The sequence below is a fragment of the Brucella ciceri genome (genome assembly GCF_041930145.1).
In the GTDB taxonomy this organism is placed as follows: domain Bacteria; phylum Pseudomonadota; class Alphaproteobacteria; order Rhizobiales; family Rhizobiaceae; genus Brucella; species Brucella intermedia.
The window spans coordinates 433,366-459,869 of sequence record NZ_JBHEEV010000003.1 but is presented as its reverse complement, the minus strand read 5'-3'; the positions used below and the strand labels follow the sequence as shown (position 1 = coordinate 459,869).

The window sequence follows — 26,504 nt, the reverse complement described above, 5'->3', positions numbered from 1 at the left end:
ATTCCCTTAACATACTGCCTTATTCCATCAAGCATGTCCTGCGTCGGAAACCAGCCGTGCCATATCGATACCCATATGGAGCATCAAACGCGAATATTTGCCCTCGATATCGCTGTCGAACAGCATGTCGAGCGGCGCATCACAGGTTAGCCAGCCATTCTCGGCAAGTTCCACTTCGATCTGGCCCGGCGCCCAACCGGAATATCCAAGGGCCATCAGGGCCCGCGACGGCCCACTGCCCCCGTAAATGGCACGCAGAATATCGACCGTTGCAGTGAGGCAGACATCCTCTGAAACCGGCATGGTGGAATCGACCATGTAATCGTCCGAATGCAGCACGAATCCGCGTGTGCGGTCGACGGGACCACCATTGCGCACCATCATATGCTGCGCACGATCCGGAAGGATAATCAGTTCGTCGTCATCGATGACCCCGATCTGGCGCAAGAGGTCGGGGAATTCGACCGGCTGAAGCTGATTGATGATGAAGCCCATGGCACCCTCATCAGAATGCGCGCAGATATAGACCACCGACCGGGCAAAACGCTCGTCGCTCATTCCAGGCATGGCAAGCAGGAACTGCCCGTTTAGAAAACCCTGCTCCTTGTTCGACGTCTTGAGAATGGTCATGATTATGAAGGTAGCAAGACTACGCAAAATAACAATGGCCATTTATTTCGAGCCCGGAATTCGAAGCGGAACCAGCTCGATAGCCAGGTGGCAGGCCATACAGGCGATTACCGTGCCCGGCGATCCGGTAATATTGGACTTGAAGCAACCATCTTTTCATTCCATCTTTCAACGATGAACATCCGAACTTTTACCTTCGCCCCACTTTTGCTGGCCTTGCTGACATTGCCAGCACTGGCCTCGACCTCCGAGTGGACCGAGACGCCCGGCGGGCGCGTGCGTGTCATTATCGAAGACAAAACCCCTGACAATGCGGCCCGCGGGGAACGGCGCGGTGCCTTGCAGATCGAGTTGCAGCCCGGCTGGAAAACCTACTGGCGCAATCCCGGCGATGCGGGCGTTCCACCCCAGATTAACATCGACGGAAACGCAAAAGCGCAGATCGACTTCCCTGCGCCGGTCCGGTTTGAGGGAGACGATGCAGGTGGCATCGGATATAAACAGCCTGTTTCGCTGCCGATAGTCTTTAACCTGACATCGGCCGACAAGCGGCTGAAGGGCCATGTTTTTCTCGGAGTGTGCGAGAAAATCTGCGTCCCGGTGCAGGCCACCTTCGACTTTCCCCTTGATAGTGATCAACAAGAGTCCTCGCCCCAGGCGATAGCTGCCCGCACGATCATCGAAACCGCATTCGACCGGCTCCCGACCCCGGCGAGCTCGGCATTCGGCATAAGCGGCGTGAAGCGCGACGGCGAGAACGCCGTCTTCGATCTGGCCGTTCCAGATCCCACCGCTCCATCGGAGCTGTTCGTTGCCAGCGACACGGTCAGGCTTTCCGATACCATCGCGGTCGAAAAGGGCCGCTTTACCGCAAAGGTGCAGGGCAAGGCGGACAATGCCATCATCGACTATACCCTTGTGCAGAATGGTAAGGCCGTTTCTGGACAAGTGACACTGGATTAGCCTTCCTGCTGTTTTTGAAATTGTCCGGCGACCTGTTATCGGTTTAACTATGCCGTCCGCGCTTCGCGGAGCGATAAAATTTGACAATAGGCAGTGGAACAGACGGCCCCTGCCCCGAGGAGAGATTAAATGACTATCAAAGTTGGCGACAAGCTGCCCGCAGCGACTTTCAAGGTAAAGACCGCAGACGGCGTCAAGGAAATGACGACCGATGAAGTCTTCAAGGGCAAAAAAGTCGTTCTCTTTGCGGTACCGGGCGCCTTTACGCCGACGTGCAGCCTCAACCATCTGCCGGGCTATCTCGATAACCGCGACGCAATCCTCGCCAAGGGCGTCGATCAGATCGCCGTTGTTGCGGTGAACGATGCCTTCGTCATGGGCGCATGGGCGCAGAGCACGGGTGGCGAAGGCAAGATACTCTATCTGGCTGATGGTTCTGCCACCTTTACGAAGGCTGCGGGACTTGAGCTCGACGCGACCGCTGGCGGCCTCGGCATTCGCTCCAAGCGCTATTCGGCAATCGTGGAAGATGGTGTGGTCAAAGCCCTCAACATCGAGGAACAGGCTGGACAGGCCGTGACGTCGGCTGCGTCAGCCATTCTCGAACAGCTTTAGGCTGGAGCATATCCTCCCAGAGCGGGAACCGGCTTTTGGGAGATATGCTTGAAAACAGAATGACAGGACATCGGCTCGAGAATCTGAATTGATTTGAGCCGATGTCGAGCCATCGTGTTTTTCGTAGTAAAAAGGCGGCAACGCCGCCTTTATTCTGCAAATTCACTGCACTTTCAGCGATTTACGTCCGCCATATTTGAATGGCTCCATGCCGGCCCGGGCAAGCTCGTCAGCGCGTTCATTTTCCGGATGCCCGGCGTGGCCCTTGATCCAATGCCAGTTGACCTTGTGCGGCTTTCGCGCTTCATCGAGCGCCTGCCATAGTTCGGCATTCTTGACCGGCTTCTTGGCGGCTGTCTTCCAACCATTGCGCTTCCAACCCTCGATCCAGCCGGAAATCCCGTCGCGCACATAGACGGAGTCCGTATAGAGATCGACTTCGCACGGTTCTTTCAGCGCCGAAAGCGCCGAGATGGCTGCCATCAACTCCATGCGGTTGTTGGTCGTGTCGGCTTCGCCGCCCTTCAGTTCCTTGATATTGCCGTTCCAGCGCAGGATGGCGCCCCAGCCGCCGGGGCCGGGATTGCCCGAGCAGGCACCATCCGTAAAAGCCTCAATCCGCTTCACGCCGCTGCCCCTTGCGGCTCGAGTCCGTATTCAGCAGCGGTTTCGATCTGTCGGTGGAAGCGCATCTTGCGCACATATTCCATCGGGTCCTTCTTGACCACGAAACTGCCTTCCGGGACATTCAGCCAGTCATAAAGGCGGGTCAGCATGAAGCGGATAGCCGCCCCGCGCGCCAGAACCGGAAGCGCATCGGCTTCCGCCACGGATAGCGGGCGAACGGAATTATAACCGCGCAGAAGCGCTGCCCCCTTGGTGCGATTGAAGGAAAAATCCTTCTCAAAGCACCAGGCATTCAGGCAGACGGCAACGTCGTAAGCCAGAATATCAGTGCAGGCGAAATAGAAATCGATGAAACCGGAAAGCCTGTCGCCGAGGAAGAAGACATTATCCGGAAAGAGATCGGCATGGATCACGCCTTGCGGCAGATCCGCTGGCCAGTTCTTCTCCAGAAAATCCAGATCAGCTTCCGCCTCGCGGACAAGACCCGGTTCCACCCTATCGGCGCGTTCACGCGACAGATTCCACAACGGCCGCCAGTCGGAAAGCGTCAGGCCATTGCGGCGAAGCAGCGGGAAATCAGCGCCAGCCAGATGCATATGGGCCAGTCCTTCGCCGACAGCTTCGCAATGCTCGACCGTCGGGCGGCGCATCCACATGCCTTCGAGAAAAGTAACGATTGCAGCAGGCCGTCCGGCGAGTTCGCCGATTGTCGTGCCGTCGCGACGGACCACCGGCTGCGGACATTCGAGCCCGCGGCTGGCCAGATGCTGCATCAGGCCGAGAAAGAACGGCAGGTCTTCCCGATTGGTGCGCTTTTCATAAAGCGTCAGGATGAACGAGTCCGAAGTCGTGTGCAGAAGATAGTTGGAGTTCTCCACCCCTTCCGCGATGCCTTTGTAAGATGTCAGTGTGCCGATATCATACTGCTGCAGGAAGACGCCAAGCTCGATTTCATTGATATCCGTATAGACGGCCATGCCGCTTATTTCCCTTGTATGATCTTGGGCATTAATTTTGGAATGCCTACCACCCGGTGTTCTCCGTTGACGAATGCCATGTCCTGCACCGTCAGTTCCACATCGCGAACCTCGCGATTCACAAGGAAGTTCTCGGTTTCAACCGTGGTTTCGGCCAGTTCGATCTTCACATTGAAGCGGGCCTTGAAGGCATCGATGATCTCATCGACGATGATTTCAGGCGCTGAAGCTCCTGCCGAAAGGCCCACGACCGATATATCGCCGATGCGGTCCCATTCGATATCGGCCGCACGCTGAACCAGCATCGACATGCGCGCGCCGGCCTTCTCCGCCACTTCGACAAGACGCTTGGAATTGGAAGAGTTCGGTGCCCCGACGATTAGAAACAGATCGCAGCCCGGCGCGGCGGATCGCACCGCATCTTGCCGGTTGGTCGTGGCATAACAGATCGATTCGGCTGCCGGAGCCGAAAGGTTTGGAAAACGCGCCTGCAATTCTTCGATAATGCCTGCCGTGTCGTCGACTGAAAGCGTCGTCTGGGTCACGAATCCGAGATTGTTCTCGTCATCGAAATGGCAGTTGCGCGCATCCTCCACCGTTTCGATCAGCGTTACCGCGCCATCGGGCAATTGCCCCATGGTTCCGATCACTTCCGGATGGCCGGAGTGACCAATCAGGATCACATGGCGGCCAAGGCGTTGATGGCGCATGGCCTGCTTGTGCACTTTGGAAACCAGGGGGCAGGTTGCATCGAGATAAAAGAGGTTCTTTGCTTCTGCATCCGCTGGCACGGACTTCGGCACGCCATGGGCGGAAAAGACCACCGGCTGTTCGTGGTGTTCTGTGGGAATTTCGTCCAGTTCTTCGACAAAAATCGCGCCGCGAGACTGCAAGCCCTCGACCACATAGCGGTTATGTACGATTTCATGGCGAACATAGACCGGTGCACCATATTTCTTCAGCGCCAGCACGACGATCTGGATTGCCCGGTCAACCCCGGCGCAAAAGCCGCGGGGGCCGCAAAGGCGGATTTCCAGTGGTGGTCGCTGATCGGTCATGAAGTATGCTCGCTAGTTCGGCGTGGCTTAACATCTAAGGTCTGTTGAGATTCGGTCTATGAGGAGCCGAAAATGGTGTGGTTTGAAAACCGGAGCGGAATGTACTTGAAGGTACATGAGCACCGGAAGCGAAAACCGCGCCATTTGCAGGCCGTCAGAGACCGAATATCGACAGACCTTCACGGAGTTGGGCCGCAACGCGGCCATTGTCAACCCCTACTGGTCTTTCGATAACGCCACAGCCACGTCCCGACAACCCCTATCAAGGCCAGAGCAAGACCATACCATGTCGCGGCATATTGCAGATGGTTGTTGGGAAAATCGATGATCGTCACACCGCCGACCGGCAATCCCCCCGGATTGGGCTTGCTGTCGGCGTCGATGAAGAAGGGCACGACCTCATCCAGATTTGGCAGGTCGGCACTTTCCGCCATGGCCGTCCAATCCTTCCAGTAGAAAATATTCTTGGACGGATCATTATCGGGGAGAAAGAAGCCCGGCTTCGCCGACAAGGGATCGCGCGCCAGCCCGGTAACATTCACCGGGCCGTCAATCTGTCCTTCAATGCGCGTTGAAGGGTCTTTCTTCTCATATGGAACGAAGCCGCGATTAATCAGCACAAAACGTCCGTCTTCGAGCATCAGCGGCGTGTAGACATTATAGCCTGCGGCCCCCTCATGGGTGGCCAGAAAATGCCGCTCGCCCTGATGCATGAAAGTGCCGGAGACCCTTACCGGGCGATATTCGACAGAACCTTCCTGCTTGTAGACCTTTTCCATCTCCGACAAGGGCAGTGGTGGCTCGTGAATGCGCTGCTCGGTCGATGCAATCAGCGCTTCCTTCCACTGCAAACGCTCTACCTGCCATGTGCCGAGCGCCAGCAAAATGACGAGCGCTATGGCAGAGGCCATCACAATACCCCAGGGAAAGCGGTGTGACTGCTGTAGTTTGGTCATTTCCCGTCATCCTGCCGGCTGTCTATGCGGCCGGGGGCTGCCTTGTTGCGGTACTGCATATTGATGAGAATGCCCTTTGCCCACCGCATGGCCACGAGGCTGAGAATGATCGCAAGCGGCACCCACAGGATGAAATGCACCCAGAGCGGCGGTCCAAAGTTGACTTCCATCCATAGCGCAAGACCGACAACGATGAAACCGATGATGAGGATGACGAACGCCGCCGGACCGTCGCCGGAATCGGCAAAAGAATAGTCCAACCCGCAAGCCGAGCAGCGCGGAGCAACTTTCAGGAAACCATCGAACAGCTTCCCCTCGCCGCAACGCGGGCAGCGGCCAGCGACGCCGCTCTTGATGGGATCGACCGTGGGATAAGTATTCTGGTCCGGCATCCGATTTCCCCTTGCATCATTCAATAAACAAAAGGCGGCCATGTTGCCAAGGCCGCCTCCAAAACTGCTGATCCTACGGATTAGCCGCCGTGCATCGGCGCGCCCCAGCCACCCCATACGTAGATGGCAAAGAACAGGAACAGCCAGACCACGTCAACGAAGTGCCAGTACCAGGCAGCGGCTTCGAAACCGAAATGCTGCTTCGGCGTGAAGTCACCGCCAATGGCACGCACGAGGCAGACCAAAAGGAAGATCGTGCCGATGAGAACGTGAAAACCATGGAAACCCGTCGCCATGAAGAAGGTCGCGCCGTAGATCGAGTCCTTGAACGCAAACGGAGCGTGAATGTACTCATAGGCCTGCACGAAGGAGAACAGGACACCGAGAGCAACCGTGATCGCCAGACCGGTGATCATGCCCTTGCGGTCATTGTGCAGCAGAGCATGGTGTGCCCATGTCAGCGTCGTGCCCGACAGCAGCAGGATAACGGTGTTGTAAAGCGGCAGATGCAGGGGATCGAGAACCTCGATGCCCTTCGGAGGCCAGACACCACCGGTGAAGGTGGCGCGTGCTACCTGATGCGCTTCGTTCGGAAACAGGCTCGCATCGAAGAACGCCCAGAACCAGGCAACGAAGAACATGACTTCCGAAGCGATGAACATGATCATGCCGTAGCGCAGATGCAGCGATACGACACGGGTATGGTGCCCCTCATGTCCTTCCTTGATCGTATCCGACCACCAGCCGTACATGCAGTAGAGCACAATCGCGAGGCCGATGAAGAAAATCCATGGCGTCACCACGTTGAGGCCAAAGAACGGCAGCTCACCGGCATTGATGTAACGCATCCAGGCAATGCCGCCTACGGCAAGCACGAATGCACCCACGGAGCTCAGGAACGGCCAAGGGCTGGGCGCGATAATATGATAGTCGTGATTTTTCTGATGGACGTCAGCCATGTCTCTCCCCGTAAATCCCCTTAGGGGCTCCTCTCTCGTACCTTCATGCTTAAACCCCGGAAGGGGTTCCAAGCAAGTCTGTCTGTGACAAGCGGTATCTCGTATCAGAATAAAACCGCTTCATTCTTTTGTCTTTGCGGCATTATGCGCCGCGAGAGCGTTTCTCTTCATGAACCCTTCGAAACGCTCGATATTTTCAATTCTTCCCATCTTCCGAAAACCGTTTCACAATTTTCGGAATGCGCACCAGTGTCAGCTTCCGTTGGTTGAAGTTTCGGCCTTGGCATTTGCCACCGGCTTCGGCTTTTCGATCGGAAAGAATGTATAGGATAGCGTGATCGTCTTCACGTCCTTCAGATCGGGATCATTGACGATCTCAGGATCGACAAAGAACACAACCGGCATTTCCATGTCTTCGCCCGGCTTCAGAGTCGTGTCCGTGAAACAGAAGCATTCGACCTTGTTGAAATACGCTCCCGCCCGACCCGGCGCGACATTGAAGCTCGCGCGGCCATAGGTCGGCTCATCGAACAGGTTGCGCGCTTCATACTTGATCATCGTCGTTTCGCCGATGCGAACCGTGACCTCGCGCTGCACGGGCTTGAAATCCCATGGTAGCCCATTGGCTGTGTTGGCATCGAAACGCACCTTGATCGTCTTGTCGAGAATGGTATCGGAATATTGTTCCACGCGCTGCGTCGTGCCGCCATAGCCTGTCACCTGACAGAAAATGCGGTACAGCGGCACGGAGGCATAGGCTGCACCGATCATGCAGACAAAGAAAGACAGGCAAGCAAAAGCAATCGTCGCGTTGGAACGCTGTTGCTTCCTCAACTTTTGATCCTTCTCGCGCAGATCAGGCATATTCCCCTCCAATTTTCCTCCCGGAACAGCCAGTCAGAGAGGCCGCACCAGAATATTGGCTCCCAGTTTCGCAATCGTGCCGACATAGACAAGTAGCACGAACAGCGCCAGAGCGATTGCCAAGCCCCAAGAGCGATTGCGCTGGGCTTTCTTCTGCTGTTCCGTCGGAACGATCAGTTCCAATTCGCTGTCCACCGGCTTCTGTACGGCCTTATCCATTAGAGCACTCCAAAAGCAGCCAGTGCCTTGACCGCAAGTGTTTCAACAAGCAGCACCGCAAACAGTCCCGACAGGTAAAGCAGCGAGAAGCGAAACAGCTTGCGGGCGGCCGCCAGCATTGCAGGCTGCGATCCGGCAGCCCACAGGCGCCATGCATAATAAACGAAAGCCAGTCCGAGCAGCGTGGAAACCGCGCCACAGACAGGACCTGCAAAGCCGAGCACCCAAGGAAGAACGCCGACCGGAGCCATAATGATGGAATAGAACAGCGCCTGACGACGGGTTGAAAGCTCGCCCTTTACGTTCGGCATCATCGGAATACGCGCCGCTTCATAATCAGTAGACGAGAACAGGGACAGCGCCCAGAAATGCGGCGGCGTCCACAGGAAGATAATCATGAACAGGACGACGCTGTCCCAGGTGATTTCGCCGGTCGCAGCGGCCCAGCCGATCATCGGAGGAAATGCGCCAGCAGCACCGCCGATAACGATGTTCTGCGGCGTCGAGCGCTTCAGCCACATCGTATAGATGACGGCATAGAAGAAGATCGTGAACGCCAGCAATGCGCCCGCCAGCCAGTTGACCATGAGGCCGAGCGTGATGACGGAGAATGCGGAAAGCGTCAGCCCGAACGCCAGCACCTGATTGGGTGCTATAACGCCTGCAGGAATGGGGCGGTTACGCGTACGCTTCATCACCGCATCGATATCCGCGTCGTACCACATGTTCAGCGCACCGGATGCACCCGCACCAACCGCGATGCACAAGATGCTGATGGCGGCAAGGACAGGATTCATATGTCCCGGCGCGACCACAAGACCGACCAGCCCGGTGAAGACCACAAGGGACATCACGCGGGGCTTCAAAAGAACAAGGTAATCGCGCGCGGTCGCCTCTGAAAGAACGAGTGCGTCATCGGTACCTGCGTTTTTTTCCACCAGAGACATTTTAACTTAAAAACCTCGAGTTCACCGGTCCGAACCCGCGCCCCTACAGCGCAGACCGCACCATCATAACAATGTCCTCCCGGAAACCGTTCTGTTCCCGCCGGAAATGCCTTGCTTGATGGCCGACTTTGTCAGCTACCGGCGACGGGCGGAACAGAATGCCGCCCGCCCATAGCACATATTGTAAAGAAGGGCGAAGTCTTTTCCCGACTCCGCCCATCGCACGATTACTTGATGCGCGGCAGCTGTTCCCACTGGTGGAACGGAGGCGGCGACGACAGCTGCCATTCCAGCGTGGTTGCGCCCTCGCCCCATGGGTTTGCACCGGCTTCACGCTTCTTCGCGAATGCCTCGAAGACATTGTAGAGGAAGATCAGGACGGCGAAGCCCGAAATATAGGAGCCGTAGGAAGACACCATGTTCCAGCCTGCATAGGCATCCGGATAGTCGATGTAACGGCGCGGCATGCCAGCGAGACCAAGGAAGTGCTGCGGGAAGAAGACCAGGTTCACACCAACGAAGGTGACCCAGAAATGCAGCTTCGCCGTGAACTCATTGTACATGTAGCCGCTCATCTTCGGGAACCAGTAGTACCAGCCCGCGAAGATCGCAAACACCGCACCCAGCGACAGCACGTAATGGAAGTGAGCCACGACGTAGTAGGTGTCATGCAGCGCGCGGTCGAGACCGGCATTGGCGAGCTGAACGCCCGTCACGCCACCGACCGTGAACAGGAAGATGAAGCCGATCGCCCACAGCATCGGTGCGCGGAAGGTGATCGAGCCACCCCACATCGTCGCGATCCAGGAGAAGATCTTGATACCTGTCGGAACCGCGATGACCATCGTGGCGAACACGAAGTAACGCTGCGTGTCGAGCGAAAGGCCGACCGTATACATGTGGTGCGCCCAGACGACGAAACCGACGACACCGATGGCGACCATGGCGTAGGCCATGCCGAGGTAACCGAAGATAGGCTTGCGCGAGAAGGTCGACACGATGTGGCTGACGATGCCGAAGCCCGGCAGGATCAGAATATACACTTCCGGATGCCCGAAGAACCAGAACAGATGCTGGTAGAGGATCGGATCACCGCCGCCATCCGGCGTGAAGAAGGTCGTTCCGAAGTTGCGGTCGGTCAGCAGCATGGTGATGCCGCCTGCCAGAACCGGCAGCGAAAGCAGAAGCAGGAACGCCGTCACCAGCACGGCCCAGGCAAAGAGCGGCATCTTGTGCAGCGTCATGCCCGGTGCGCGCATGTTGAGGATCGTGGTGATGAAGTTGATCGCTCCGAGAATGGACGATGCGCCAGAGATGTGGATTGCCAGGATGGCGAAGTCCACGGCCGGTCCGGGCTGACCCGAAGTCGACAGAGGCGGATACAGCGTCCAGCCGCCGCCAGGACCCCAGCCGCCTGCCGGACCCGGCATGAACAGCGAGATGAGCAGCAGCAGCAGCGCAGGCGGCAGCAGCCAGAACGAAATGTTGTTCATGCGCGGGAAAGCCATGTCCGGCGCGCCGATCATCAGCGGCACCATCCAGTTGGCGAAACCGCCGATCAGCGCAGGCATGACCATGAAGAAAATCATGACCAGGGCATGTGCCGAGGTGAACACGTTGAACATATGCTTGCCGGCATCGAGAGCCGCATCGCCCTCAACACCGTAAACCATCTGTGCCAGACCGTGGAAGATCTGGATGCCCGGCTCCTGGAGTTCGGCGCGCATCGCGATGGACAGCGCGCCGCCGATGATACCGGCGATGATTGCAAAAATCAGGTACAGGGTACCGATGTCTTTATGATTGGTCGAGTATACCCAACGAACCCAGCCGTGAGGCTTGTGGTCGTCGTGGGCACCATGCTCGTGAGCTGCTGTGCCAGCCATGGAATTCGCTCCCGTTTTTCAACAGTCTTGGCGTTCGGGATCAGAGACCCGCCGCAGCCACCTTATCGTTTGCGCCACCTTCGACAGCGGCCTGAAGCGCCTTGTTGGCGCCATTCAGATCCGATCCCGCAGCGGCGATCCAGGTCTGATACTGCTCCTTGGAGACAACGCGCACGGCGATTGGCATGAAGCCGTGATCCTTGCCGCAAAGCTCCGAGCACTGACCGTAGTAAAGGCCTTCCCTGTCCGCCTTGAACCAGGCTTCGTTGATACGGCCCGGGACAGCGTCCATCTTCACGCCGAAGGCCGGGATCGTCCAAGAATGGATGACGTCGGCAGCAGTTACGAGAAGACGAACCGTTTCGCCAACCGGAACCACGACTTCGTTGTCGACGGCGAGAAGACGCGGATAGCGGGACTTGTCTTCCTTGCCGGCGGCGGCGCGATCACCATCCTTCAGAAGGAGGGAATCAAAGCTCACCGGATTATCGACCTGATACTCGTAACCCCAGTACCACTGGTATCCTGTGGCCTTCACCGTCAGCGTCGGATCTTCCGGCGAATATTGCGCCGTCAGAAGCTGGAAAGACGGGACCGCCAGGAACAGAAGAATGATCACGGGCCCGATGGTCCAGATCACTTCAATAGCGGTATTATGGCTGGTTTTGGACGGCTCGGGGTTTGCGCTTGCGCGAAAGCGAAGCACGACCCAAACCAGCAAAAACAGAACCAGCAGGGTAATCGGAATAATGAACCAGAGCGTATAACGCTCAAACCAATGAATCTGTTCGGCAATCCCAGTCGCTGCGTCCTGAAATCTCCATTCCCAGGGACGGGGCTGATCCGCAAAAGCGGCACCAGTCGTCCACAGCACTGCAAGAGCGCCGCCGAAGGCGCCCTTCGTTGTGGCAACAATCTTATCCACCAGAACTCTCTCCCTTTTCGCCCTTTCGAGCTGGACGCCGGACGCTAAAGACGGCCGCATCCCCCGTCGGCGTTCAAACCACACCTTAGCGCACACCGCAAGGAAGGCGAATATGTTCCTGTGCGGCATTTTTGCGCGCAGCCGCGCGAAGAATTGCGAATGTCCCGGATTATTCGGCCTGGCGGAGTTATTCCAGCCCACCATGAAAACTTTGGAAAACCGCACGAAACCCTTAATGAAGCCATGATTTGACAAGACGCTTCCTTTAACGTGCCGCGTGACAATCGATGCAACAGACGGTATCACCGTTGCTATGATGGCCAGGACAGAGAAACGCCGGTCGCGGCGCTTTTCATGGCCAATGCAGCGCGTTAACGTCCCGGTGATTCGATCTGGAGATTTCATGACTTTTCGCATGCTTGCCCGCCGCACGATCAGCCAGCGCCTCGCAACACTAGCAACGGGCGCCAGCATGGCGCTTGCCATTGCTACGCTTCCTTCGCTTGCCCAGCAGGCACCGGCGCAGTTACAAACCCCACAGGAGGCACCGGCTGCGCAGTCGCAGGCGGCTCCGTCCAGCCCGCAGCAGAGCGGCAAGCTCAAGTCGCAGCACGGCGCATGGTCCGTTCTCTGTGACACGCCCGCTGGCGCAAAGACGGAACAGTGTGCGCTGATCCAGAACGTGGTCGCTGCAAAGCGTCCGGAACTCGGCCTTTCGGTTGTCGTTCTCAAGACGGCTGACAACAAGGCCCGCATTCTTCGTGTTCTGGCGCCGCTTGGTGTCCTGCTTCCCAATGGCCTTGGCCTCAATGTCGACGGCAAGGACATCGGTCGCGCCTATTTCGTCCGCTGCTTCGAAGACGGCTGCTACGCCGAGGTGATCCTTGAGGATGATCTTCTCAAGACGTTGCGCTCCGGCAAGGCTGCGACCTTCATCGTCTTCCAGACACCGGAAGAAGGGGTTGGCATTCCCGTCGATCTGAAGGGCTTCGGCGAAGGCTTCGACGCCCTGCCCTGATCACAACTGCGATGACCGGTTGTTCTCAACCGATTTAGGGCTTACATCCTGCAGCAAACACATGCTGCAGGATTTATTTTTATGAAAAGCCTGATCGACAGTTTCGACGCCAGCCGCGATGATATCGAGCGCCTTGTCGCCCAAAGCCTGAAAGGCAGCGACGATGGCGAACTCTTCGTGGAATATCGCGAGGCGGAGGCTCTCGTTTTCGACAATGGTCGCCTCAAGACCGGCTCCTTCAATCAGGATCAGGGATTCGGGTTGCGATCGGTCGCTGGTGAAGCCATCGGCTATGCCCATGCGGGTGATCTGTCTATGGCCGCCTTGCGACGCGCTTCCGATGCGGTTTCCGCAACCCTCAAGGGCTACGGCGGGAGTTATTCGGCGGCGCCTGCTGGCACCAACCGTCATCTTTACACGGACGAAAATCCCATCGGTTCCCCGACATTCGACGCCAAGGTGCAACTGTTGCAGCAGATCGACGCCTATCTGCGCGCCAAGGACCCGAAGGTGAGACAGGTTTCCGTTTCGCTTGCAGGATCGTGGCAGCAGGTCGAAATATTGCGTGCCGATGGTCACTTCGTGCGCGATATACGGCCCATGGTCCGGTTGAGCGTGTCGGTGGTGGCGGGCAATGGCGACCGCCAGGAATCAGGTTCTCATACGGTTGGCGGACGCAAGGGATTTGGCGAATTCGTCACGACTGAAAGCTGGCAGCATGCCGCCGATGAGGCATTGCGGCAGGCGCTCGTCAATCTGGAGGCCATCCCCGCCCCGGCAGGCACATTCGACATCGTTCTGGCAAACGGGTGGCCGGGCGTGATGCTGCATGAAGCGGTTGGTCATGGGCTGGAAGGCGACTTCAATCGCAAGAAGACCTCCGCTTTTGCCGGTCTTCTCGGCCAGCAGGTTGCATCGAAAGGCGTGACCGTGGTCGACGACGGCACGATCGTCGAGCGTCGCGGCTCTCTCACCATCGACGATGAAGGCACGCCGACCAACCGCACCGTGCTGATCGAGGACGGCAAACTCGTCAACTACATGCAGGACCGCCAGAATGCGCGCCTGATGGGCATGGAAACAACCGGCAATGGGCGCCGTGAATCCTATGCTCATGCACCCATGCCACGCATGACCAACACCTACATGCTTTCGGGCGACAAGACGCCTGAGGAGATCATCGCCTCCATGAAGAAAGGCATCTACGCCGTTTCCTTCGGTGGCGGCCAGGTGGATATCACATCCGGCAAATTCGTGTTCGGCTGCACGGAGGCCTACATGATTGAGGACGGCAAGGTCGGCGCGCCGATCAAGGGTGCGATGCTGATCGGCAACGGCCCGGATGCCATGCAGCGTATTTCGATGATCGGCAACGATATGAAACTCGATACCGGCAGCGGCAATTGCGGGAAAGGTGGCCAATGGGTTCCCGTCGGCGTCGGTCAGCCGCATTTGCGCATGGATCAGGTAACGGTGGGCGGCACGGCTGTATAGCCATGCCCTCACGCCGTGCGAGCGCAGATATTTATTAGCTTCATCTTGCTTGCGGATAAGGGCGGTAAAGTGCAGGTTACGGATACGGCTGCATGGCGACTTTCAATGCCGCGCCGATCTGGAGAGAGAAATGCCTCAATCGCCCTACGACTGGACGGGCAAGCGAACGGAGAAGCGTGACCGGCAGAGACGGGTCCTGGTCGTGACAGCCATCGCCATGGGAGCGCTCATCCTCGTCCTTGGCATGGTGGATGGCCTATTGATCCTGCTAGGCTGATATGCTGCCCGTCTACATAATTGATTGCACAGGAATAGAGAGCGCTGACGAACTCTGGCGACGTTATCTTTCCGCCGTTCCTGCGGAAAATCCTGAAGCCTTCGGCTACACACTGGACTCGTTCTGGGACGCAGTGCAATGGCAAGGTCCCGGCTGGCCCGGAGAGTGCGAACTCGTTTTCCAGAATGTCGATGCGCTCGCCAAGTTGAAAACACGCGGCGGTCAACCGTTTCTCGAAGCGTTCATCCGGCTCGCAAACGAAACCGACAGAATAACCATCAGGCTTTCGTAAAAGCCGGTTCTCGTCTTAGACGCCCGGCTCTTCTTCCAGCAAACCGGTTACGAAATCGAACAGGCCCGGGCGGCGGTCGCGGCGAAGACGTTCGGCCTCGATAATCGACTTGATCGCGGCGAAGGAGCGGTCGAGGTCTTCATTGATGACGATGTAATCGTACTTCACCCATTTCTGGATCTCAAAACGGGCATTCTGCAAGCGCGTCTCAATGACATCCGCCGTATCTTCGGCCCGGCGGTTCAGGCGCTGTTGCAGTTCGCGCATGGTCGGCGGCAGGATGAAGATAGAGACCACATCTGCAGGCATCTTTGCCTGCAACTGGTCTGCGCCCTGCCAGTCGATGTCGAAGAGCATGTCCTGACCGTCGGCCAGCGCAATCTCGGCAGTTTCACGGAGCGTGCCGTAGAAATTGCCGTGAACTTCGGCCCATTCGATCAGTTCGTCATTGTCCCGCAGACGCTCGAATTCGCGTATGGTCTTGAAATGGTAGTGGACCCCCTCGATCTCGCTCGGGCGGCGCTGGCGCGTCGTCACACTGATCGACAAGGAGAGGTTCATCTTCTTGTCTTCCAGCAAAAGCCGGGCGATGGTCGACTTTCCCGCCCCCGAGGGCGATGAGATCACCACCATCAAGCCTCTGCGTGCGACGCCATTTTCAACCGAAGAGATGGCCATGATACCTGTTACTCCAGATTTTGTACTTGTTCGCGAAACTGATCCACGACCGCCTTCAGTTCCAGACCGATGGCTGTGATCGACGCCGCGTTCGATTTGGAACACAGTGTATTTGCTTCACGATTAAATTCCTGTGAAAGAAAATCGAGCTTGCGCCCGATGGGGCCGCCGTCAGCAAGAAGTTTGCGGGCGGACGCCACATGCGTTTCCAGCCGGTCAAGTTCTTCCTGAATATCGGCCTTGGTCGCCAGAAACGCCGCTTCCTGATAGAGCCGCGCTTCATCGAGTTCACGCGCGGCATCCAGCAGCAGGGCCACCTGCCCCGCGAGACGGGCCTTGATCGCATCGGTACTGCGCGAGGGGTCACGGCGGGCACTCTCGGTCAGTCGTTCAATAGTATCGACATGCGCGGACAGAATGGTGAAAAGAGCCTTGCCTTCCTGTTTGCGGGCGTCGGCAATTGCCTTGAGCGCCTCTTCAAAGCTCGAGACGATGGCCGCTTCCAGCACGCCGCGTTCATCTTCGTTGTCAGCCACCTGTACCTGATCGATGATGCCACGCAGCGAAAGAATGCCATCGACACTCGCAGGGGCGAGACCGTGCCTGGCCTGCAAATCCGCACCAAGCTTGAGGACCTCGGCGAGCATCGCCTGGTTGATGGTGAAACCGGCCTGAGCCTCACTGCGTTCTACGCTGAGGCTTGCCTGAAAATTCCCGCGTGAAAAATGGCGTGCCAGCATCGAGCGGACTGGGTGTTCCGCCGCTTCCAGACCTTGCGGCAGACGCAGCCGGAGGTCGAGCCCCTTGCCGTTGACGGAACGCACCTCCCAGACAATGCGCACGTCTCCGCCGTCCACGGTGTGCTGCACGGCGTGGCGTGCAAATCCGGTCATGCTTTGGAGCGCCATGCGTTCCATCCCCTCAACTCATGTCCGCAGAGGTGCGGACTTACTCAAAAACTGAACCGAAGCCGGCATCTGCCGCCGGCTTCGGTTAAAACAAACTCACCAGAGGCCGCTCTATTGTCCCGCGCTCTGATCTGGAACGTTGCCGCTATTCCTCTGCTGTTCCACGGAGCGCCACTTGCGAACATTGGCGTTGTGCTCCTGCAACGTCTTTGAGAACACGTGGCCACCGGTTCCGTCGGCGACGAAATAGAGGTCTTCCGTATCCAGCGGGTTGGCAACAGCTTCCAGCGCCGCCCTGCCCGGATTGGCAATCGGCGTCGGCGGCAGACCGTTGATCACATAGGTGTTGTAAGGCGTCGGCTTTTCGATGTCCGACTTGAAGATCGGGCGATCAGACGGCTTGCCGGCCCCACCGAACAGACCATAGATGATGGTCGGATCGGACTGGATGCGCATGCCCTTCTTCAGGCGGTTGACGAAGACCGAGGCCACATGCGGGCGCTCGGACGCGATCCCGGTTTCCTTTTCCACGATGGAAGCCAGCGTCACGAATTCGTTCTTGTCCTTGACCGGCAGGTCGGGATTACGCTTTGCCCAGGCTTCGTCCACGAGCTTCTTCTGGGAAGCGATCATACGGTCGATGATTTCGGAACGCGTCGTGCCGCGGGTGAAATTCAGCGTATCGGTGAAGAGCGAGCCTTCCGGCGGCATGTCCTTCGGCATGTCACCGACAAGAATCGGATCAACCGAAATACGGTCGAAAATCTGCTTCACCGTCAGGCCTTCCGGAATGGTCAGCGGATACATGATGGACTTGCCGCTGATGAGAATATTCATCACATCGCGCATCGTCGCACCGGCAGGGATGGCGTATTCGCCCGCCTTCAGATCATTTTCGTGTCCGAGCGTGCGCATACCATAGCGGAAGATGCGCGCATCGCTGACGATTTCACGGTTTTCGAGACTATTGGAGACTTCAGCAATGCCGGCGCCGCGCTTGACAAGAAATGTGGTCTCGGCAGCAAGAGGCCCCGGAGCATCGAACTGCATCTTGCCGAAATAGAACAAGGCGGACGCGCCGAGCAGAACCAGCACGACGAGCGACAGCATGAAGTTCATGAACACCACGATCTGGCTGCGCGCATGGCGTGAACGCTTGCGCGGCGGCGGCGTTCCCGGTTCGGGGCGCAGAGCTTCAGACGCAGATTTCGGCACGAACGGCTTTGAAGTCGCGTTCGTTTCCTGCGTCGCGCCCGTGGGCTGCTCGTCCGCGGGCGGTGTTCCGGATGGTGCCTCTGAATTCACTCAATCACCTCGGTCCAGAGCCCTGAATAGTTCAACCAAACTATACGAAAAGCTCCGTCTATCTATTTTGGCGCAGCTTCCGACATTTCCGTCGAATGGCCGCCCAGAACGGCTATGCACTTAATTTCGTCAGAGCGGATGAAACTCTTCGAAGTTGCGACCACACTAACCGCTGTTCACGATTTTAAACATCGCATCCGGTTATATTTTGGCAAAAACGCGGAGAAATCCCCGCGTTTTTTGATTCCGAGATTTATTTCAGCAATACCGATCAGGAATATCGGCGCAGGATCAGCGAAGCATTGGTTCCGCCGAACCCGAAGGAGTTCGACAGCGCCACATCGATCTTGCGTTCACGGGCCTTATGTGGAACCAGATCGATCTTCGTGGAGACCGCAGGATTGTCCAGATTGAGCGTCGCAGGCGCGATGTTATCGCGGATGGCAAGCGTCGAGAAAATCGCCTCGGCAGCACCAGCAGCACCCAGCAGGTGACCGATGGACGACTTGGTCGAAGACATCGAAACTTCCGACGCGGCGTCGCCAACCACGCGCTCGACAGCGCCCAGTTCGATGGTATCGGCCATGGTCGAAGTGCCATGCGCATTGATGTAGTCGATCTGGTCCGGGGTGATTCCGGCGCGCTTGATGGCCATTTCCATGCAGCGCTGCGCACCCTCGCCGTTCTCGCTTGGAGCGGTGATGTGGTAAGCATCGCCGGAAAGACCATAACCGATGACTTCGGCATAGATCTTCGCGCCGCGCGCCAAGGCGTGTTCAAGCTCCTCGAGAACCACTACGCCCGCACCTTCACCCATGACAAAGCCATCGCGGTCTTCATCATAAGGACGCGATGCCGCGGTCGGGTCATCATTGCGCTTCGTGGAGAGCGCCTTGCAGGCAGCGAAGCCTGCAAGCGAGATGCGGCTTACCGGGGATTCCGTACCGCCAGCAACCATCACATCCGCATCGCCGAAAGCGATCAGGCGGGCAGCGTCGCCAATGGCGTGCGCGCCGGTCGAGCAGGCGGTGACGACCGCGTGGTTCGGGCCGCGCAGCTTGTGCTTGATGGAAACGTGGCCGGAAGCCAGGTTGATCAGACGGCCGGGAATAAAGAATGGCGAGATGCGTCGCGGACCCTTGTCGCGCAGCGTATAGCCCGCTTCGACGATGCCTTCGATGCCGCCGATGCCGGAACCGATAAGAACGCCGGTGCGAACCTGGTCTTCGTCGCTTTCTGGATGCCAGTCAGCATCGTCCAGCGCCTGATCGGCAGCGCCGACGGCATAGACGATGAAAGGATCAACCTTCCGCTGTTCCTTCGGCTCCATATGGAGGTCGGCATTGAAGGTGCCATTGGTGCCATCGCCAACCGGGACGCGGCAGGCAATCTGGCAGGCCAGATCATCAACTTCAAATTCCGTGATGCGGCGAGCACCGCTTTCACCGGCAATAAGACGCTTCCAGGTCTCTTCGACACCGCTGGCAAGCGGCGACACCAGACCAAGACCGGTGATGACGACACGCCTCATATCCACCCCTTAAAATTCTGTTATGTCACAAGCACCGCGCCCCGCAGGCTTTAACCGGCAGAAAATATGTCCGGGCCTGACTGAAAGGGATGGTGCTCCAATTGTTAAAACCGGAGCCTGCCATATCGAACGTGTTCTTGACCAGCGTTCGGGCAGATTCACAACAGGCCTCGAACGGACCTTTGTGCATGTGCGTTTCGACCGTGAATACGAAAGAAACAGCCAAAGACAAGCAGGGCCGGGATTCGCGAGAACCCCAGCCCAATGCCCAAGTTCAGATTAGGCAGAAGCCTTGTCGATGAACTTCACAGCGTCGCCGACCGTGAGGATCGTTTCGGCAGCGTCGTCAGGAATTTCAACGCCGAATTCTTCTTCGAAAGCCATGACCAGCTCGACCGTGTCGAGGCTGTCTGCGCCGAGGTCATCGATGAAGCTTGCGCCTTCCGTGACCTTGTCGGCATCTACGCCCAGATGTTCAACAACGATTTTCTTGACGCGCTCTGCGGTATCGCTCATGTCGGAACCTCGACCTGTGTGTTTGTTGCTCTGCCTTGGTTAGCGGCATGCAGGATTGTAATCAAGTTATAAGATGTCTGCCAAGTTTCGAGCGAAGCCGCCCGGACAGTCATCCTGTGGATATTCCTTTCGGAACAGGATCGCAGCGCTTCTACTCAGAATGCCGCAATTCTCGATGGGCGCATTACCATGCTTCTTGAGCAAGGCAAAGCGCCTTTTCCTTCTCCACCCCCCGTATTAAGGCATTTTATACCATAATCGAGGGGAGAAGGAGGGTTAGATCATGGCCATGCCACCATTGACGTGCAGGGTCTGGCCGGTCACATAAGCTGCCTCATCGCTTGCCAGATAGACAACGGCAGCAGCAATATCGCCCCCAACACCCATGCGCTTCATGGGGATATTGCTCATGATCGCATCCTTCTGCTTTTCGTTCAGCTTGTCGGTCATGGCCGATTCGATGAAGCCCGGAGCGATGCAGTTCACTGTAACATTGCGGCTTGCGATTTCCTGCGCCAGCGACTTGGAGAAGCCGATCAGCCCTGCCTTCGATGCACAGTAATTCGCCTGACCGGGGTTACCGGTGACGCCGACGATGGAGGTGATGTTGATGATGCGGCCATTGCGGCGGCGCATCATGGGATGGGTCAGTTCACGCGTCAGGTTGAAGACGGACGTCAGGTTGACGTTCAACACGGCATCCCAGTCCTCATCGCTCATGCGAACGAAGAGCCCGTCGCGGGTAATCCCGGCATTGTTGACGAGAATGTCGACGCCGCCCATCTCTTCTTCGGCCTTCTGGCCGAGGGCCTTTACAGCTTCTCGGTCAGACAGATTGGCCGCAAAGATGAAGGTGCGATCGCCAAGTTCAGCGGCAAGCTCTTTCAGCTTTTCCTCACGCGTGCCGTGCAGGCCCACGATTGCGCCCTGCGCATGAAGTGCGCGGGCAATCGCTTCACCGAGGCCGCCGGTTGCGCCGGTTACCAGAGCCTTGCGGCCAGTCAGATCAAACATGCGAAGTCCCTTTTAAGCGTTGAGGGCGGCGAGCGCCGCTTCGATTTCTTCAGCCGAACCGACGGCCACGCCAGCCACATCCTTCGAGATGCGGCGCGCCAGACCGGTCAGAACCTTGCCCGAACCTACTTCATAAAGCGTGGTGACGCCATTGGTCGCAAACCATTCGACAGTTTCACGCCAGCGCACCTGACCCGTGACCTGCTCGACGAGTAGATCGGCAATCTCGTTGGCATCGGTGACGGGCGCTGCGCGCACATTGGCGATAAGCGGAACGATTGGATTGTGCTTTTCGACCGAAGCGAGCGCTTCGCGCATGGCGTCAGCGGCAGGCCCCATCAAAGTCGAATGGAAGGGTGCGGACACCGGCAGCATGATGGCGCGCTTGGCACCTTTTTCGGACGCCAGCCCGGCAGCCAGTTCGACCGCAGCCTTGGAGCCGGAAATAACGAGCTGACCACCGCCATTGTCATTGGCGATCTGGACCGAGCCCGAGGATTTTGCTTCTGCACAGACAGCTTCCACGTCGCCATGTTCCAGACCGATGATGGCCGCCATGGCGCCTTCGCCGACGGGAACGGCTTTCTGCATCGCGTTGCCTCGGATGCGCAGGAGACGTGCCGTATCGGCAAGCGAGAACGTTCCTGCCGCGCAAAGCGCGGAATATTCGCCAAGCGAATGCCCGGCGACGTAGGAAACCTTTTCCTTCAGGGAAAAGCCGCGCGCTTCCATGACCCGCAGCACGGCCATCGAGACCGCCATCAGCGCAGGCTGGGCATTAGCGGTCAGCGTCAGTACGTCTTCCGGTCCCTCGAACATGGTAGCGGAAAGCTTTTCGGCCAGTGCCGCGTCCACTTCCTCGAAAACAGCACGCGCTTCTGCAAACTGCTCTGCCAGAGCCTTGCCCATGCCTACAGCCTGGCTGCCCTGCCCTGGAAAAGTGAATGCTACCGCCATGAAAGCCTCTTTCATCTTTGCAATTAATTGCACAATTTGGCGCGATGTGCCCCAGCGCGGGCAGCAAAGTCAAGTATTTCCCGGTTTTAGTGCCGTTTGCGCCTTGCAAAGCCGGGGAAAAACACGTAATAGCCGCCCGTTCATTGCTCGGCACCAGCTGGGGGCTGAACGGAGGGCCGTTCTCCTAACTAATCATTTAGTGAGGAAACGTTGGAAGCCACAAGTGCTTCTGCCTCCCGTGTCTCCGCTCTCGACCGTCTCAAGTTGCGCGTCCTTTCTTCTCCGGTTTGCCGGATCAAGAGAAGTCGCAGAGGCTTAGCCGCTGGTGTCAGCATGTTGTAACAGAAGAAAGGCAAAGCCAATGGCTCTTTATGAACATGTGCTTCTTGCCCGCCAGGACATTTCCCAGCAGCAGGTCGACGCTCTCGTCGAACAGTACAAGGGTGTCCTCGAAGCTAATGGCGGCAAGGTCGGTAAGGTCGAAAGCTGGGGCCTGCGTCCCCTCACCTACCGCATCAAGAAGAATCGCAAGGCGTATTACACGCTCGTGAACATCGACGCTCCGGCTGCAGCCGTTGCCGAAATGGAACGCCAGATGCGCATCAACGAAGACGTTCTTCGTTTCCTCACCGTTCGCGTTGACGAACATGAAGAAGGCCAGTCGGCCATGCTCACCCGCCGTGACGACCGTCGCGAACGCGATGGTGATGATCGTCCGCGCCGCCGTGAAGGTGGTTTCGACCGTGGCGATCGCGGTGATCGCGGCCCGCGTCGCCCGCGCGACAACGAAGCTGGTGAAGGAGCATAATCATGGTTGATATCAATCAGATCCCGACCCGTCGTCCTTTCCATCGCCGTCGCAAGACGTGCCCGTTCTCCGGCGCGAACGCACCGAAGATCGACTACAAGGACATCAAGCTTCTGCAGCGTTACATTTCCGAACGCGGCAAGATCGTTCCTTCCCGTATTACGGCCGTCAGCCAGAAGAAGCAGCGTGAACTCGCCAAGGCGATCAAGCGCGCCCGTTTCCTCGGCCTGCTGCCTTACGTCGTGAAGTAAGAACACGAATTCGGGAGGTGGTTCGCCTCCTCCCGTTTCCTCCGTTGCGATGGGCGTAGCGGATGTACCAAAAACCCGAGTTGGGGCAGAGTCCTCTAACTGCACGAACCGGCCAGACCGGAGCAGGACAGCGAAACTGATGAAATTCAATGGAACCATTATCGGTATCGGCATATTGGCGGGGCTTGCCTCGGCCTTGATGTCGTCCGGCGTCATCATGCAAGGTGGCGCGATGGCAGCCGCCATGGCCATGGTTCTCTATTTCCTGACTCCGCTTCCCATCTTCGTCGTTGCCCTTGGCTGGGGGTCGAGCGCCGGTATCGTTGCCGCCGCCACAGCCACGGTTGCCGTCGGCGTAGTCGCTGTTCCCATCGCAGCACTCCTGATGGCGTTGACGAGCTTCGTTCCTGCGGCGACGGGAGCATATCTTTCCGGCCTCGCACGGCCAGCGGAAGAACTCGGCGGACCGAAGGATATTCTGGTCTGGTATCCGCTGTCGGACATCATCTTCCGGCTTGCCCTGATGGTGGCGCTCAGCTTCATCGTCATCGGCGCCATTCTTGGGTTCGGCCCGGACATGGCGCGCGAACTCGCTAGCACCCTTATCGACCGGGTTGCCGAAGCGGATCCCCAGTTCACGGCCAGCGAAGACATTCGGGACAATTTGACTGCGCTCCTGATGGTCGCCCTGCCTGCAATCCAGCCGGCAACCTGCCTCGCTATTCTCGTTGGCAATCTTTATCTGGCGCAGCGCCTGATCTCGATGTCGGGTCGCCTGCGCCGTCCGCGTGACGACTGGCCCGCGACGCTGCGCATGCCGCGCCCGGCTTTGCTTGTCTTCGCGGTCGCTCTTGCGGTCGCATTTCTTCCCGGCGGCGCCGGATTGATTGCGACCGTCATCGCCGGCGCTCTCAGCGCAGGCTTCATGATGTCAGGTCTTGCCATCATGCATTTTCGCACACGCGGCAAGGTCTGGCGCCCGGTGGCGCTATGGCTTGCCTACTTTGCGATCATACTTTTCGCATTCCTGCTTTTCATCTTCATGGTTCTCGGACTTTTCGACACTTCGCGCGGCGCGCCGGTTTCGAAAATGCCTGGCGCCGACAGTCAGTAAACCCGATCAGAAACTCGAAAGGAAACTCCAATGGAAGTCATTCTTCTGGAACGCATTGGCCGCCTCGGCCAGATGGGCGAAACCGTCAAGGTCAAGGACGGCTATGCCCGTAACTTCCTGCTCCCGCAGGGCAAGGCTCTTCGTGCCAATGAAGCCAACAAGAAGAAGTTCGAAGGCCAGCGCGCCCAGCTCGAAGCCCAGAACCTGGAACGCAAGAACGAAGCCAGCGCCGTTGCTGAAAAGCTCAATGGCGAAAGCTTCATCGTCGTGCGTTCGGCTGGTGAAACCGGCCAGCTCTACGGTTCCGTTTCGACCCGTGACATTGCCGAAATCATTTCGGCCAACGGCTTCACCCTGCACCGCAACCAGGTTGAACTGAACCACCCGATCAAGACGATCGGCCTGCACGAAGTCTCGATTTCGCTGCATCCGGAAGTTCAGGTTCAGGTAACCGTCAACATCGCCCGTTCGACTGAAGAAGCCGAACGTCAGGCAAAGGGTGAAGACCTGACCTCGATCGAAGCCATCTACGGCATCGAAGAACAGCCTCTGTCGGAAGAAGTTTTCGACGACGAAGACGAAGCTGAAGATCAGGCTTAATTAGCCACCTATTATCCGTGGGGATGCCCGGCCAAGAGTCGCTCATTCCCATCGTGGTAAACTTTATATGATCATGCCCGGCGGCCTTCGCCGGGCATTTTCTCTTTTCAGATCGGTAAAACTCCCTATTCTGTTCATTAGTGTTGGATTGCAGAGGGTGCCGACGGAAACGTCTGCGTTGCTTGGGCTTTCCCAAGGCCGATTGACCGACTGGGATATTGCCTGAAATCTGATGACAGAGCGGCTCTGATACCTTGCACCGCCGCCTGCCATGCAAACGCATGGACGTGCACTCGCTTCAATCCTGGAGAGGAGATGGGGCCGATGTATGGAATGTTGCGTACTGTTCTTTCGCATATGATTAAAACCGGTGACCTGACGGTCACCGATTCGGAGGGGTCGCGATTTCAGTATGGCGACAAGACCGGCACGCCGGTTCATGTTCAGTTCAAGACCAAGCACGCCGAGCGCGCCGTTGCGCTCGACCCGGAACTGAAACTCGCCGAATGCTTCATGGATGGCGAGATCGATTTCCTGGAAGGCGATATCTATACGCTGCTTCAGGTGGTGTTTGAAAATACCGGGCCGACGGCAGCGACCGAGCCGTGGATGAAAGCCGCCGGAAAACTGCGCGTGCTCTTCCGCCGCTTCCAGCAGATGAACACGATTTCGCGTTCGTCGAGCAATATCAAAAGTCACTACGATCTCTCGGGCGAGCTTTACGACCTGTTTCTCGATCCCGACAAGCAGTATTCCTGCGCCTATTTCGATCCGCCGAACGCCACGCTTGCCGAGGCGCAACTCGCCAAGAAACGCCACATCGCCGCCAAGATGCTGGTGAAGGAGGGCGACAGGGTGCTCGATATCGGCTGCGGCTGGGGCGGCATGGGGCTTTATCTGGCTCGCCACCTCAAGGCCAATGTCACAGGCGTAACCTTGTCCGAAGAGCAGCACGCCATCGCCAATCAGCGCGCAAAGGATGAGGGGCTGGCCGACAGGGCGAAATTCGAGCTGACCGATTATCGCAACATCGACGACAAGTTTGACAGGCTTGTTTCGGTGGGCATGTTCGAACATGTCGGCGTGGGGCATTTCGCGGAATATTTCCAGCATGTGGCGCGGCTGATGAAGCCGGATGGTGTTTTTCTGCTGCATGCCATCGGACGCGCCGATGGGCCGGGTGCGACCAATCCATTCATCCGCAAATACATCTTCCCCGGCGGTTATATTCCGGCACTTTCGGAAGTGCTGCCGCATATCGAGAAAGCTGGACTTTATGTCACCGACATAGAAATCCTGCGGCTGCATTACGCCGAAACACTGAAAGCATGGCGAGAGGCGTTCATGGCCAATCGCGACAAGGCCAAGGCGCTTTATGACGAGCGCTTCTGCCGGATGTGGGAATTCTATCTGGCAGCATCGGAAAGCGCGTTCCGCTGGCAGAATATGATGGTGTTCCACATCCAGATCGCCCACAAGCAGGAAGCCGTTCCGCTGACCCGCAACTATATCGAGGCCGAAGAAAAACGCCTCAAACGTCTCGACAGTGCTCCCAAAGGAGCCAATAGCGAGGTGCGGGCGGTCAAGAAAAGCATGAACGCCTGAAACCATTCCCGCCAATCGGAGCGTCGGTCCGCGTCAACAGCGGACTGACAAAACCGAGATCGAAACTGTGGATCAGTGTGAATCATGGTATAGCTTGTCTCTTCCAGCTGGAATCACC

Annotated in this window: 30 protein-coding genes; 11 read left to right on the top strand and 19 right to left on the bottom strand. The window is 57.6% G+C overall.

The window, feature by feature from the left end; all coding sequences use genetic code 11:
• Window positions 1–27 precede the first annotated feature (27 nt).
• Window positions 28–630, bottom strand: coding sequence for a YqgE/AlgH family protein (locus tag JNC63_RS08555; protein WP_006470694.1), 603 nt, complete (start codon window positions 628–630; stop codon window positions 28–30).
• A 174-nt stretch (window positions 631–804) separates the two neighbouring features.
• Between JNC63_RS08555 and JNC63_RS08550 the strand changes: the two genes are divergently transcribed.
• Complete coding sequence (locus JNC63_RS08550; protein ID WP_006470693.1) at window positions 805–1,593, top strand: protein-disulfide reductase DsbD domain-containing protein; 789 nt, start codon at window positions 805–807, stop codon at window positions 1,591–1,593.
• Between the two features lie 129 nt (window positions 1,594–1,722).
• A complete protein-coding gene (locus JNC63_RS08545) occupies window positions 1,723–2,208 on the top strand; it encodes a peroxiredoxin (protein ID WP_006466242.1) in 486 nt (161 codons plus the stop codon).
• 162 nt (window positions 2,209–2,370) lie between these two features.
• Here JNC63_RS08545 and rnhA read toward each other — a convergent pair whose 3' ends face one another.
• The 11 genes from rnhA to coxB all read right to left on the bottom strand — a co-directional run bounded on the left by rnhA (window position 2,371) and on the right by coxB (window position 12,018).
• Window positions 2,371–2,835: a ribonuclease HI gene (rnhA, locus tag JNC63_RS08540; RefSeq protein WP_006470692.1), complete on the bottom strand. Its 465-nt coding sequence runs from the start codon at window positions 2,833–2,835 to the stop codon at window positions 2,371–2,373.
• Complete coding sequence (locus JNC63_RS08535; protein ID WP_006470691.1) at window positions 2,832–3,812, bottom strand: homoserine kinase; 981 nt, start codon at window positions 3,810–3,812, stop codon at window positions 2,832–2,834. The genes rnhA and JNC63_RS08535 overlap by 4 nt, the downstream gene beginning before the upstream one ends.
• 5 nt (window positions 3,813–3,817) lie before the next feature.
• Window positions 3,818–4,870, bottom strand: a complete 1,053-nt coding sequence (ispH, locus tag JNC63_RS08530; protein ID WP_374846222.1) for a 4-hydroxy-3-methylbut-2-enyl diphosphate reductase — start codon at window positions 4,868–4,870, stop codon at window positions 3,818–3,820.
• 209 nt (window positions 4,871–5,079) lie between these two features.
• Window positions 5,080–5,826: an SURF1 family protein gene (locus JNC63_RS08525; RefSeq protein ID WP_006470689.1), complete on the bottom strand. Its 747-nt coding sequence runs from the start codon at window positions 5,824–5,826 to the stop codon at window positions 5,080–5,082.
• Window positions 5,823–6,218 (bottom strand): DUF983 domain-containing protein, encoded by a 396-nt coding sequence (locus tag JNC63_RS08520; protein WP_006470688.1) that lies wholly within the window; start codon window positions 6,216–6,218, stop codon window positions 5,823–5,825. Before JNC63_RS08520 ends, JNC63_RS08525 begins: the two co-directional genes overlap by 4 nt.
• Before the next feature lie 80 nt (window positions 6,219–6,298).
• A complete protein-coding gene (locus tag JNC63_RS08515; protein ID WP_006470687.1) occupies window positions 6,299–7,177 on the bottom strand; it encodes a cytochrome c oxidase subunit 3 in 879 nt (292 codons plus the stop codon).
• 252 nt (window positions 7,178–7,429) lie between these two features.
• Window positions 7,430–8,041 (bottom strand): cytochrome c oxidase assembly protein, encoded by a 612-nt coding sequence (locus tag JNC63_RS08510; RefSeq protein WP_006470686.1) that lies wholly within the window; start codon window positions 8,039–8,041, stop codon window positions 7,430–7,432.
• Window positions 8,042–8,074: 33 nt separating this feature from the next.
• Window positions 8,075–8,260 (bottom strand): cytochrome c oxidase system small membrane protein, encoded by a 186-nt coding sequence (locus tag JNC63_RS08505; RefSeq protein WP_006466233.1) that lies wholly within the window; start codon window positions 8,258–8,260, stop codon window positions 8,075–8,077.
• Entirely contained in the window at window positions 8,260–9,207 is a 948-nt protein-coding gene (locus tag JNC63_RS08500; RefSeq protein ID WP_006470685.1) for a heme o synthase, read from the bottom strand. Before JNC63_RS08500 ends, JNC63_RS08505 begins: the two co-directional genes overlap by 1 nt.
• 227 nt (window positions 9,208–9,434) lie before the next feature.
• Window positions 9,435–11,093 (bottom strand): cytochrome c oxidase subunit I, encoded by a 1,659-nt coding sequence (ctaD, locus tag JNC63_RS08495; protein ID WP_006466231.1) that lies wholly within the window; start codon window positions 11,091–11,093, stop codon window positions 9,435–9,437.
• 40 nt (window positions 11,094–11,133) lie between these two features.
• Entirely contained in the window at window positions 11,134–12,018 is an 885-nt protein-coding gene (gene coxB, locus JNC63_RS08490; RefSeq protein WP_025091927.1) for a cytochrome c oxidase subunit II, read from the bottom strand.
• Between the two features lie 403 nt (window positions 12,019–12,421).
• On the opposite strand from coxB, the gene JNC63_RS08485 reads away from it, so the two are divergent.
• The 4 genes from JNC63_RS08485 to JNC63_RS08470 all read left to right on the top strand — a co-directional run bounded on the left by JNC63_RS08485 (window position 12,422) and on the right by JNC63_RS08470 (window position 15,099).
• Entirely contained in the window at window positions 12,422–13,036 is a 615-nt protein-coding gene (locus tag JNC63_RS08485; RefSeq protein ID WP_006470683.1) for an invasion associated locus B family protein, read from the top strand.
• 81 nt (window positions 13,037–13,117) lie between these two features.
• Window positions 13,118–14,530 (top strand): metalloprotease TldD, encoded by a 1,413-nt coding sequence (gene tldD / locus JNC63_RS08480; RefSeq protein WP_006470682.1) that lies wholly within the window; start codon window positions 13,118–13,120, stop codon window positions 14,528–14,530.
• A gap of 130 nt (window positions 14,531–14,660) precedes the next feature.
• The gene (locus tag JNC63_RS08475; protein WP_006466228.1) at window positions 14,661–14,807 is read left to right on the top strand and encodes a hypothetical protein; all 147 of its coding nucleotides are present in this window, start codon (window positions 14,661–14,663) and stop codon (window positions 14,805–14,807) included.
• 1 nt (window position 14,808) lies between these two features.
• Entirely contained in the window at window positions 14,809–15,099 is a 291-nt protein-coding gene (locus tag JNC63_RS08470; protein ID WP_006470681.1) for a barstar family protein, read from the top strand.
• Window positions 15,100–15,114: 15 nt separating this feature from the next.
• Here JNC63_RS08470 and gmk read toward each other — a convergent pair whose 3' ends face one another.
• From gmk to fabD, 7 genes are all read right to left on the bottom strand, one after another.
• The gene (gene gmk / locus JNC63_RS08465; protein WP_006466226.1) at window positions 15,115–15,777 is read right to left on the bottom strand and encodes a guanylate kinase; all 663 of its coding nucleotides are present in this window, start codon (window positions 15,775–15,777) and stop codon (window positions 15,115–15,117) included.
• Window positions 15,778–15,785: 8 nt separating this feature from the next.
• On the bottom strand, window positions 15,786–16,685 hold the full coding sequence (locus tag JNC63_RS08460) for a YicC/YloC family endoribonuclease (RefSeq protein ID WP_006470680.1): 900 nt from the start codon (window positions 16,683–16,685) through the stop codon (window positions 15,786–15,788).
• Window positions 16,686–16,796: 111 nt separating this feature from the next.
• On the bottom strand, window positions 16,797–17,990 hold the full coding sequence (gene mltG, locus JNC63_RS08455) for an endolytic transglycosylase MltG (RefSeq protein WP_006470679.1): 1,194 nt from the start codon (window positions 17,988–17,990) through the stop codon (window positions 16,797–16,799).
• A gap of 271 nt (window positions 17,991–18,261) precedes the next feature.
• A complete protein-coding gene (gene fabF / locus JNC63_RS08450) occupies window positions 18,262–19,521 on the bottom strand; it encodes a beta-ketoacyl-ACP synthase II (RefSeq protein WP_006470678.1) in 1,260 nt (419 codons plus the stop codon).
• A 279-nt stretch (window positions 19,522–19,800) separates the two neighbouring features.
• Window positions 19,801–20,037 carry an acyl carrier protein gene (locus JNC63_RS08445; protein ID WP_002963616.1) on the bottom strand — a complete coding sequence of 79 codons (237 nt, stop codon included), beginning with the start codon at window positions 20,035–20,037 and terminating at the stop codon, window positions 19,801–19,803.
• A 276-nt stretch (window positions 20,038–20,313) separates the two neighbouring features.
• Window positions 20,314–21,051, bottom strand: a complete 738-nt coding sequence (fabG, locus tag JNC63_RS08440) for a 3-oxoacyl-[acyl-carrier-protein] reductase (protein ID WP_006470677.1) — start codon at window positions 21,049–21,051, stop codon at window positions 20,314–20,316.
• A gap of 12 nt (window positions 21,052–21,063) precedes the next feature.
• Window positions 21,064–22,008, bottom strand: a complete 945-nt coding sequence (gene fabD / locus JNC63_RS08435; RefSeq protein WP_022567581.1) for an ACP S-malonyltransferase — start codon at window positions 22,006–22,008, stop codon at window positions 21,064–21,066.
• 361 nt (window positions 22,009–22,369) lie between these two features.
• On the opposite strand from fabD, the gene rpsF reads away from it, so the two are divergent.
• From rpsF to JNC63_RS08410, 5 genes are all read left to right on the top strand, one after another.
• Entirely contained in the window at window positions 22,370–22,816 is a 447-nt protein-coding gene (gene rpsF / locus JNC63_RS08430) for a 30S ribosomal protein S6 (RefSeq protein WP_006470675.1), read from the top strand.
• Between the two features lie 2 nt (window positions 22,817–22,818).
• The gene (rpsR, locus tag JNC63_RS08425; RefSeq protein ID WP_006466219.1) at window positions 22,819–23,067 is read left to right on the top strand and encodes a 30S ribosomal protein S18; all 249 of its coding nucleotides are present in this window, start codon (window positions 22,819–22,821) and stop codon (window positions 23,065–23,067) included.
• A 139-nt stretch (window positions 23,068–23,206) separates the two neighbouring features.
• Window positions 23,207–24,181 (top strand): DUF2232 domain-containing protein, encoded by a 975-nt coding sequence (locus tag JNC63_RS08420; RefSeq protein WP_006470674.1) that lies wholly within the window; start codon window positions 23,207–23,209, stop codon window positions 24,179–24,181.
• A 30-nt stretch (window positions 24,182–24,211) separates the two neighbouring features.
• Window positions 24,212–24,781, top strand: coding sequence for a 50S ribosomal protein L9 (rplI, locus tag JNC63_RS08415; RefSeq protein ID WP_006470673.1), 570 nt, complete (start codon window positions 24,212–24,214; stop codon window positions 24,779–24,781).
• 324 nt (window positions 24,782–25,105) lie between these two features.
• Window positions 25,106–26,386: a cyclopropane fatty acid synthase gene (locus JNC63_RS08410; protein ID WP_006470672.1), complete on the top strand. Its 1,281-nt coding sequence runs from the start codon at window positions 25,106–25,108 to the stop codon at window positions 26,384–26,386.
• Window positions 26,387–26,504: the final 118 nt, after the last annotated feature.

Bases quoted from the DNA above. Each gene is read 5' to 3' on its own strand.
- JNC63_RS08535 (WP_006470691.1), bottom strand. From the start codon at position 3,812: ATGGCCGTCTATACGGATATCAATGAAATCGAGCTTGGCGTCTTCCTG.
- JNC63_RS08500 (WP_006470685.1), bottom strand. From the start codon at position 9,207: ATGTCTCTGGTGGAAAAAAACGCAGGTACCGATGACGCACTCGTTCTT.
- ispH (WP_374846222.1), bottom strand. From the start codon at position 4,870: ATGACCGATCAGCGACCACCACTGGAAATCCGCCTTTGCGGCCCCCGC.
- JNC63_RS08445 (WP_002963616.1), bottom strand. From the start codon at position 20,037: ATGAGCGATACCGCAGAGCGCGTCAAGAAAATCGTTGTTGAACATCTG.
- gmk (WP_006466226.1), bottom strand. From the start codon at position 15,777: ATGGCCATCTCTTCGGTTGAAAATGGCGTCGCACGCAGAGGCTTGATG.
- rpsF (WP_006470675.1), top strand. From the start codon at position 22,370: ATGGCTCTTTATGAACATGTGCTTCTTGCCCGCCAGGACATTTCCCAG.
- JNC63_RS08550 (WP_006470693.1), top strand. From the start codon at position 805: ATGAACATCCGAACTTTTACCTTCGCCCCACTTTTGCTGGCCTTGCTG.
- JNC63_RS08555 (WP_006470694.1), bottom strand. From the start codon at position 630: ATGACCATTCTCAAGACGTCGAACAAGGAGCAGGGTTTTCTAAACGGG.
- JNC63_RS08410 (WP_006470672.1), top strand. From the start codon at position 25,106: ATGTATGGAATGTTGCGTACTGTTCTTTCGCATATGATTAAAACCGGT.
- JNC63_RS08520 (WP_006470688.1), bottom strand. From the start codon at position 6,218: ATGCCGGACCAGAATACTTATCCCACGGTCGATCCCATCAAGAGCGGC.
- JNC63_RS08475 (WP_006466228.1), top strand. From the start codon at position 14,661: ATGCCTCAATCGCCCTACGACTGGACGGGCAAGCGAACGGAGAAGCGT.
- JNC63_RS08510 (WP_006470686.1), bottom strand. From the start codon at position 8,041: ATGCCTGATCTGCGCGAGAAGGATCAAAAGTTGAGGAAGCAACAGCGT.
- JNC63_RS08505 (WP_006466233.1), bottom strand. From the start codon at position 8,260: ATGGATAAGGCCGTACAGAAGCCGGTGGACAGCGAATTGGAACTGATC.
- JNC63_RS08470 (WP_006470681.1), top strand. From the start codon at position 14,809: ATGCTGCCCGTCTACATAATTGATTGCACAGGAATAGAGAGCGCTGAC.
- JNC63_RS08515 (WP_006470687.1), bottom strand. From the start codon at position 7,177: ATGGCTGACGTCCATCAGAAAAATCACGACTATCATATTATCGCGCCC.
- JNC63_RS08545 (WP_006466242.1), top strand. From the start codon at position 1,723: ATGACTATCAAAGTTGGCGACAAGCTGCCCGCAGCGACTTTCAAGGTA.
- rpsR (WP_006466219.1), top strand. From the start codon at position 22,819: ATGGTTGATATCAATCAGATCCCGACCCGTCGTCCTTTCCATCGCCGT.
- JNC63_RS08485 (WP_006470683.1), top strand. From the start codon at position 12,422: ATGACTTTTCGCATGCTTGCCCGCCGCACGATCAGCCAGCGCCTCGCA.
- ctaD (WP_006466231.1), bottom strand. From the start codon at position 11,093: ATGGCTGGCACAGCAGCTCACGAGCATGGTGCCCACGACGACCACAAG.
- JNC63_RS08525 (WP_006470689.1), bottom strand. From the start codon at position 5,826: ATGACCAAACTACAGCAGTCACACCGCTTTCCCTGGGGTATTGTGATG.
- JNC63_RS08460 (WP_006470680.1), bottom strand. From the start codon at position 16,685: ATGGCGCTCCAAAGCATGACCGGATTTGCACGCCACGCCGTGCAGCAC.
- fabD (WP_022567581.1), bottom strand. From the start codon at position 22,008: ATGGCGGTAGCATTCACTTTTCCAGGGCAGGGCAGCCAGGCTGTAGGC.
- rplI (WP_006470673.1), top strand. From the start codon at position 24,212: ATGGAAGTCATTCTTCTGGAACGCATTGGCCGCCTCGGCCAGATGGGC.
- fabG (WP_006470677.1), bottom strand. From the start codon at position 21,051: ATGTTTGATCTGACTGGCCGCAAGGCTCTGGTAACCGGCGCAACCGGC.
- fabF (WP_006470678.1), bottom strand. From the start codon at position 19,521: ATGAGGCGTGTCGTCATCACCGGTCTTGGTCTGGTGTCGCCGCTTGCC.
- JNC63_RS08420 (WP_006470674.1), top strand. From the start codon at position 23,207: ATGAAATTCAATGGAACCATTATCGGTATCGGCATATTGGCGGGGCTT.
- tldD (WP_006470682.1), top strand. From the start codon at position 13,118: ATGAAAAGCCTGATCGACAGTTTCGACGCCAGCCGCGATGATATCGAG.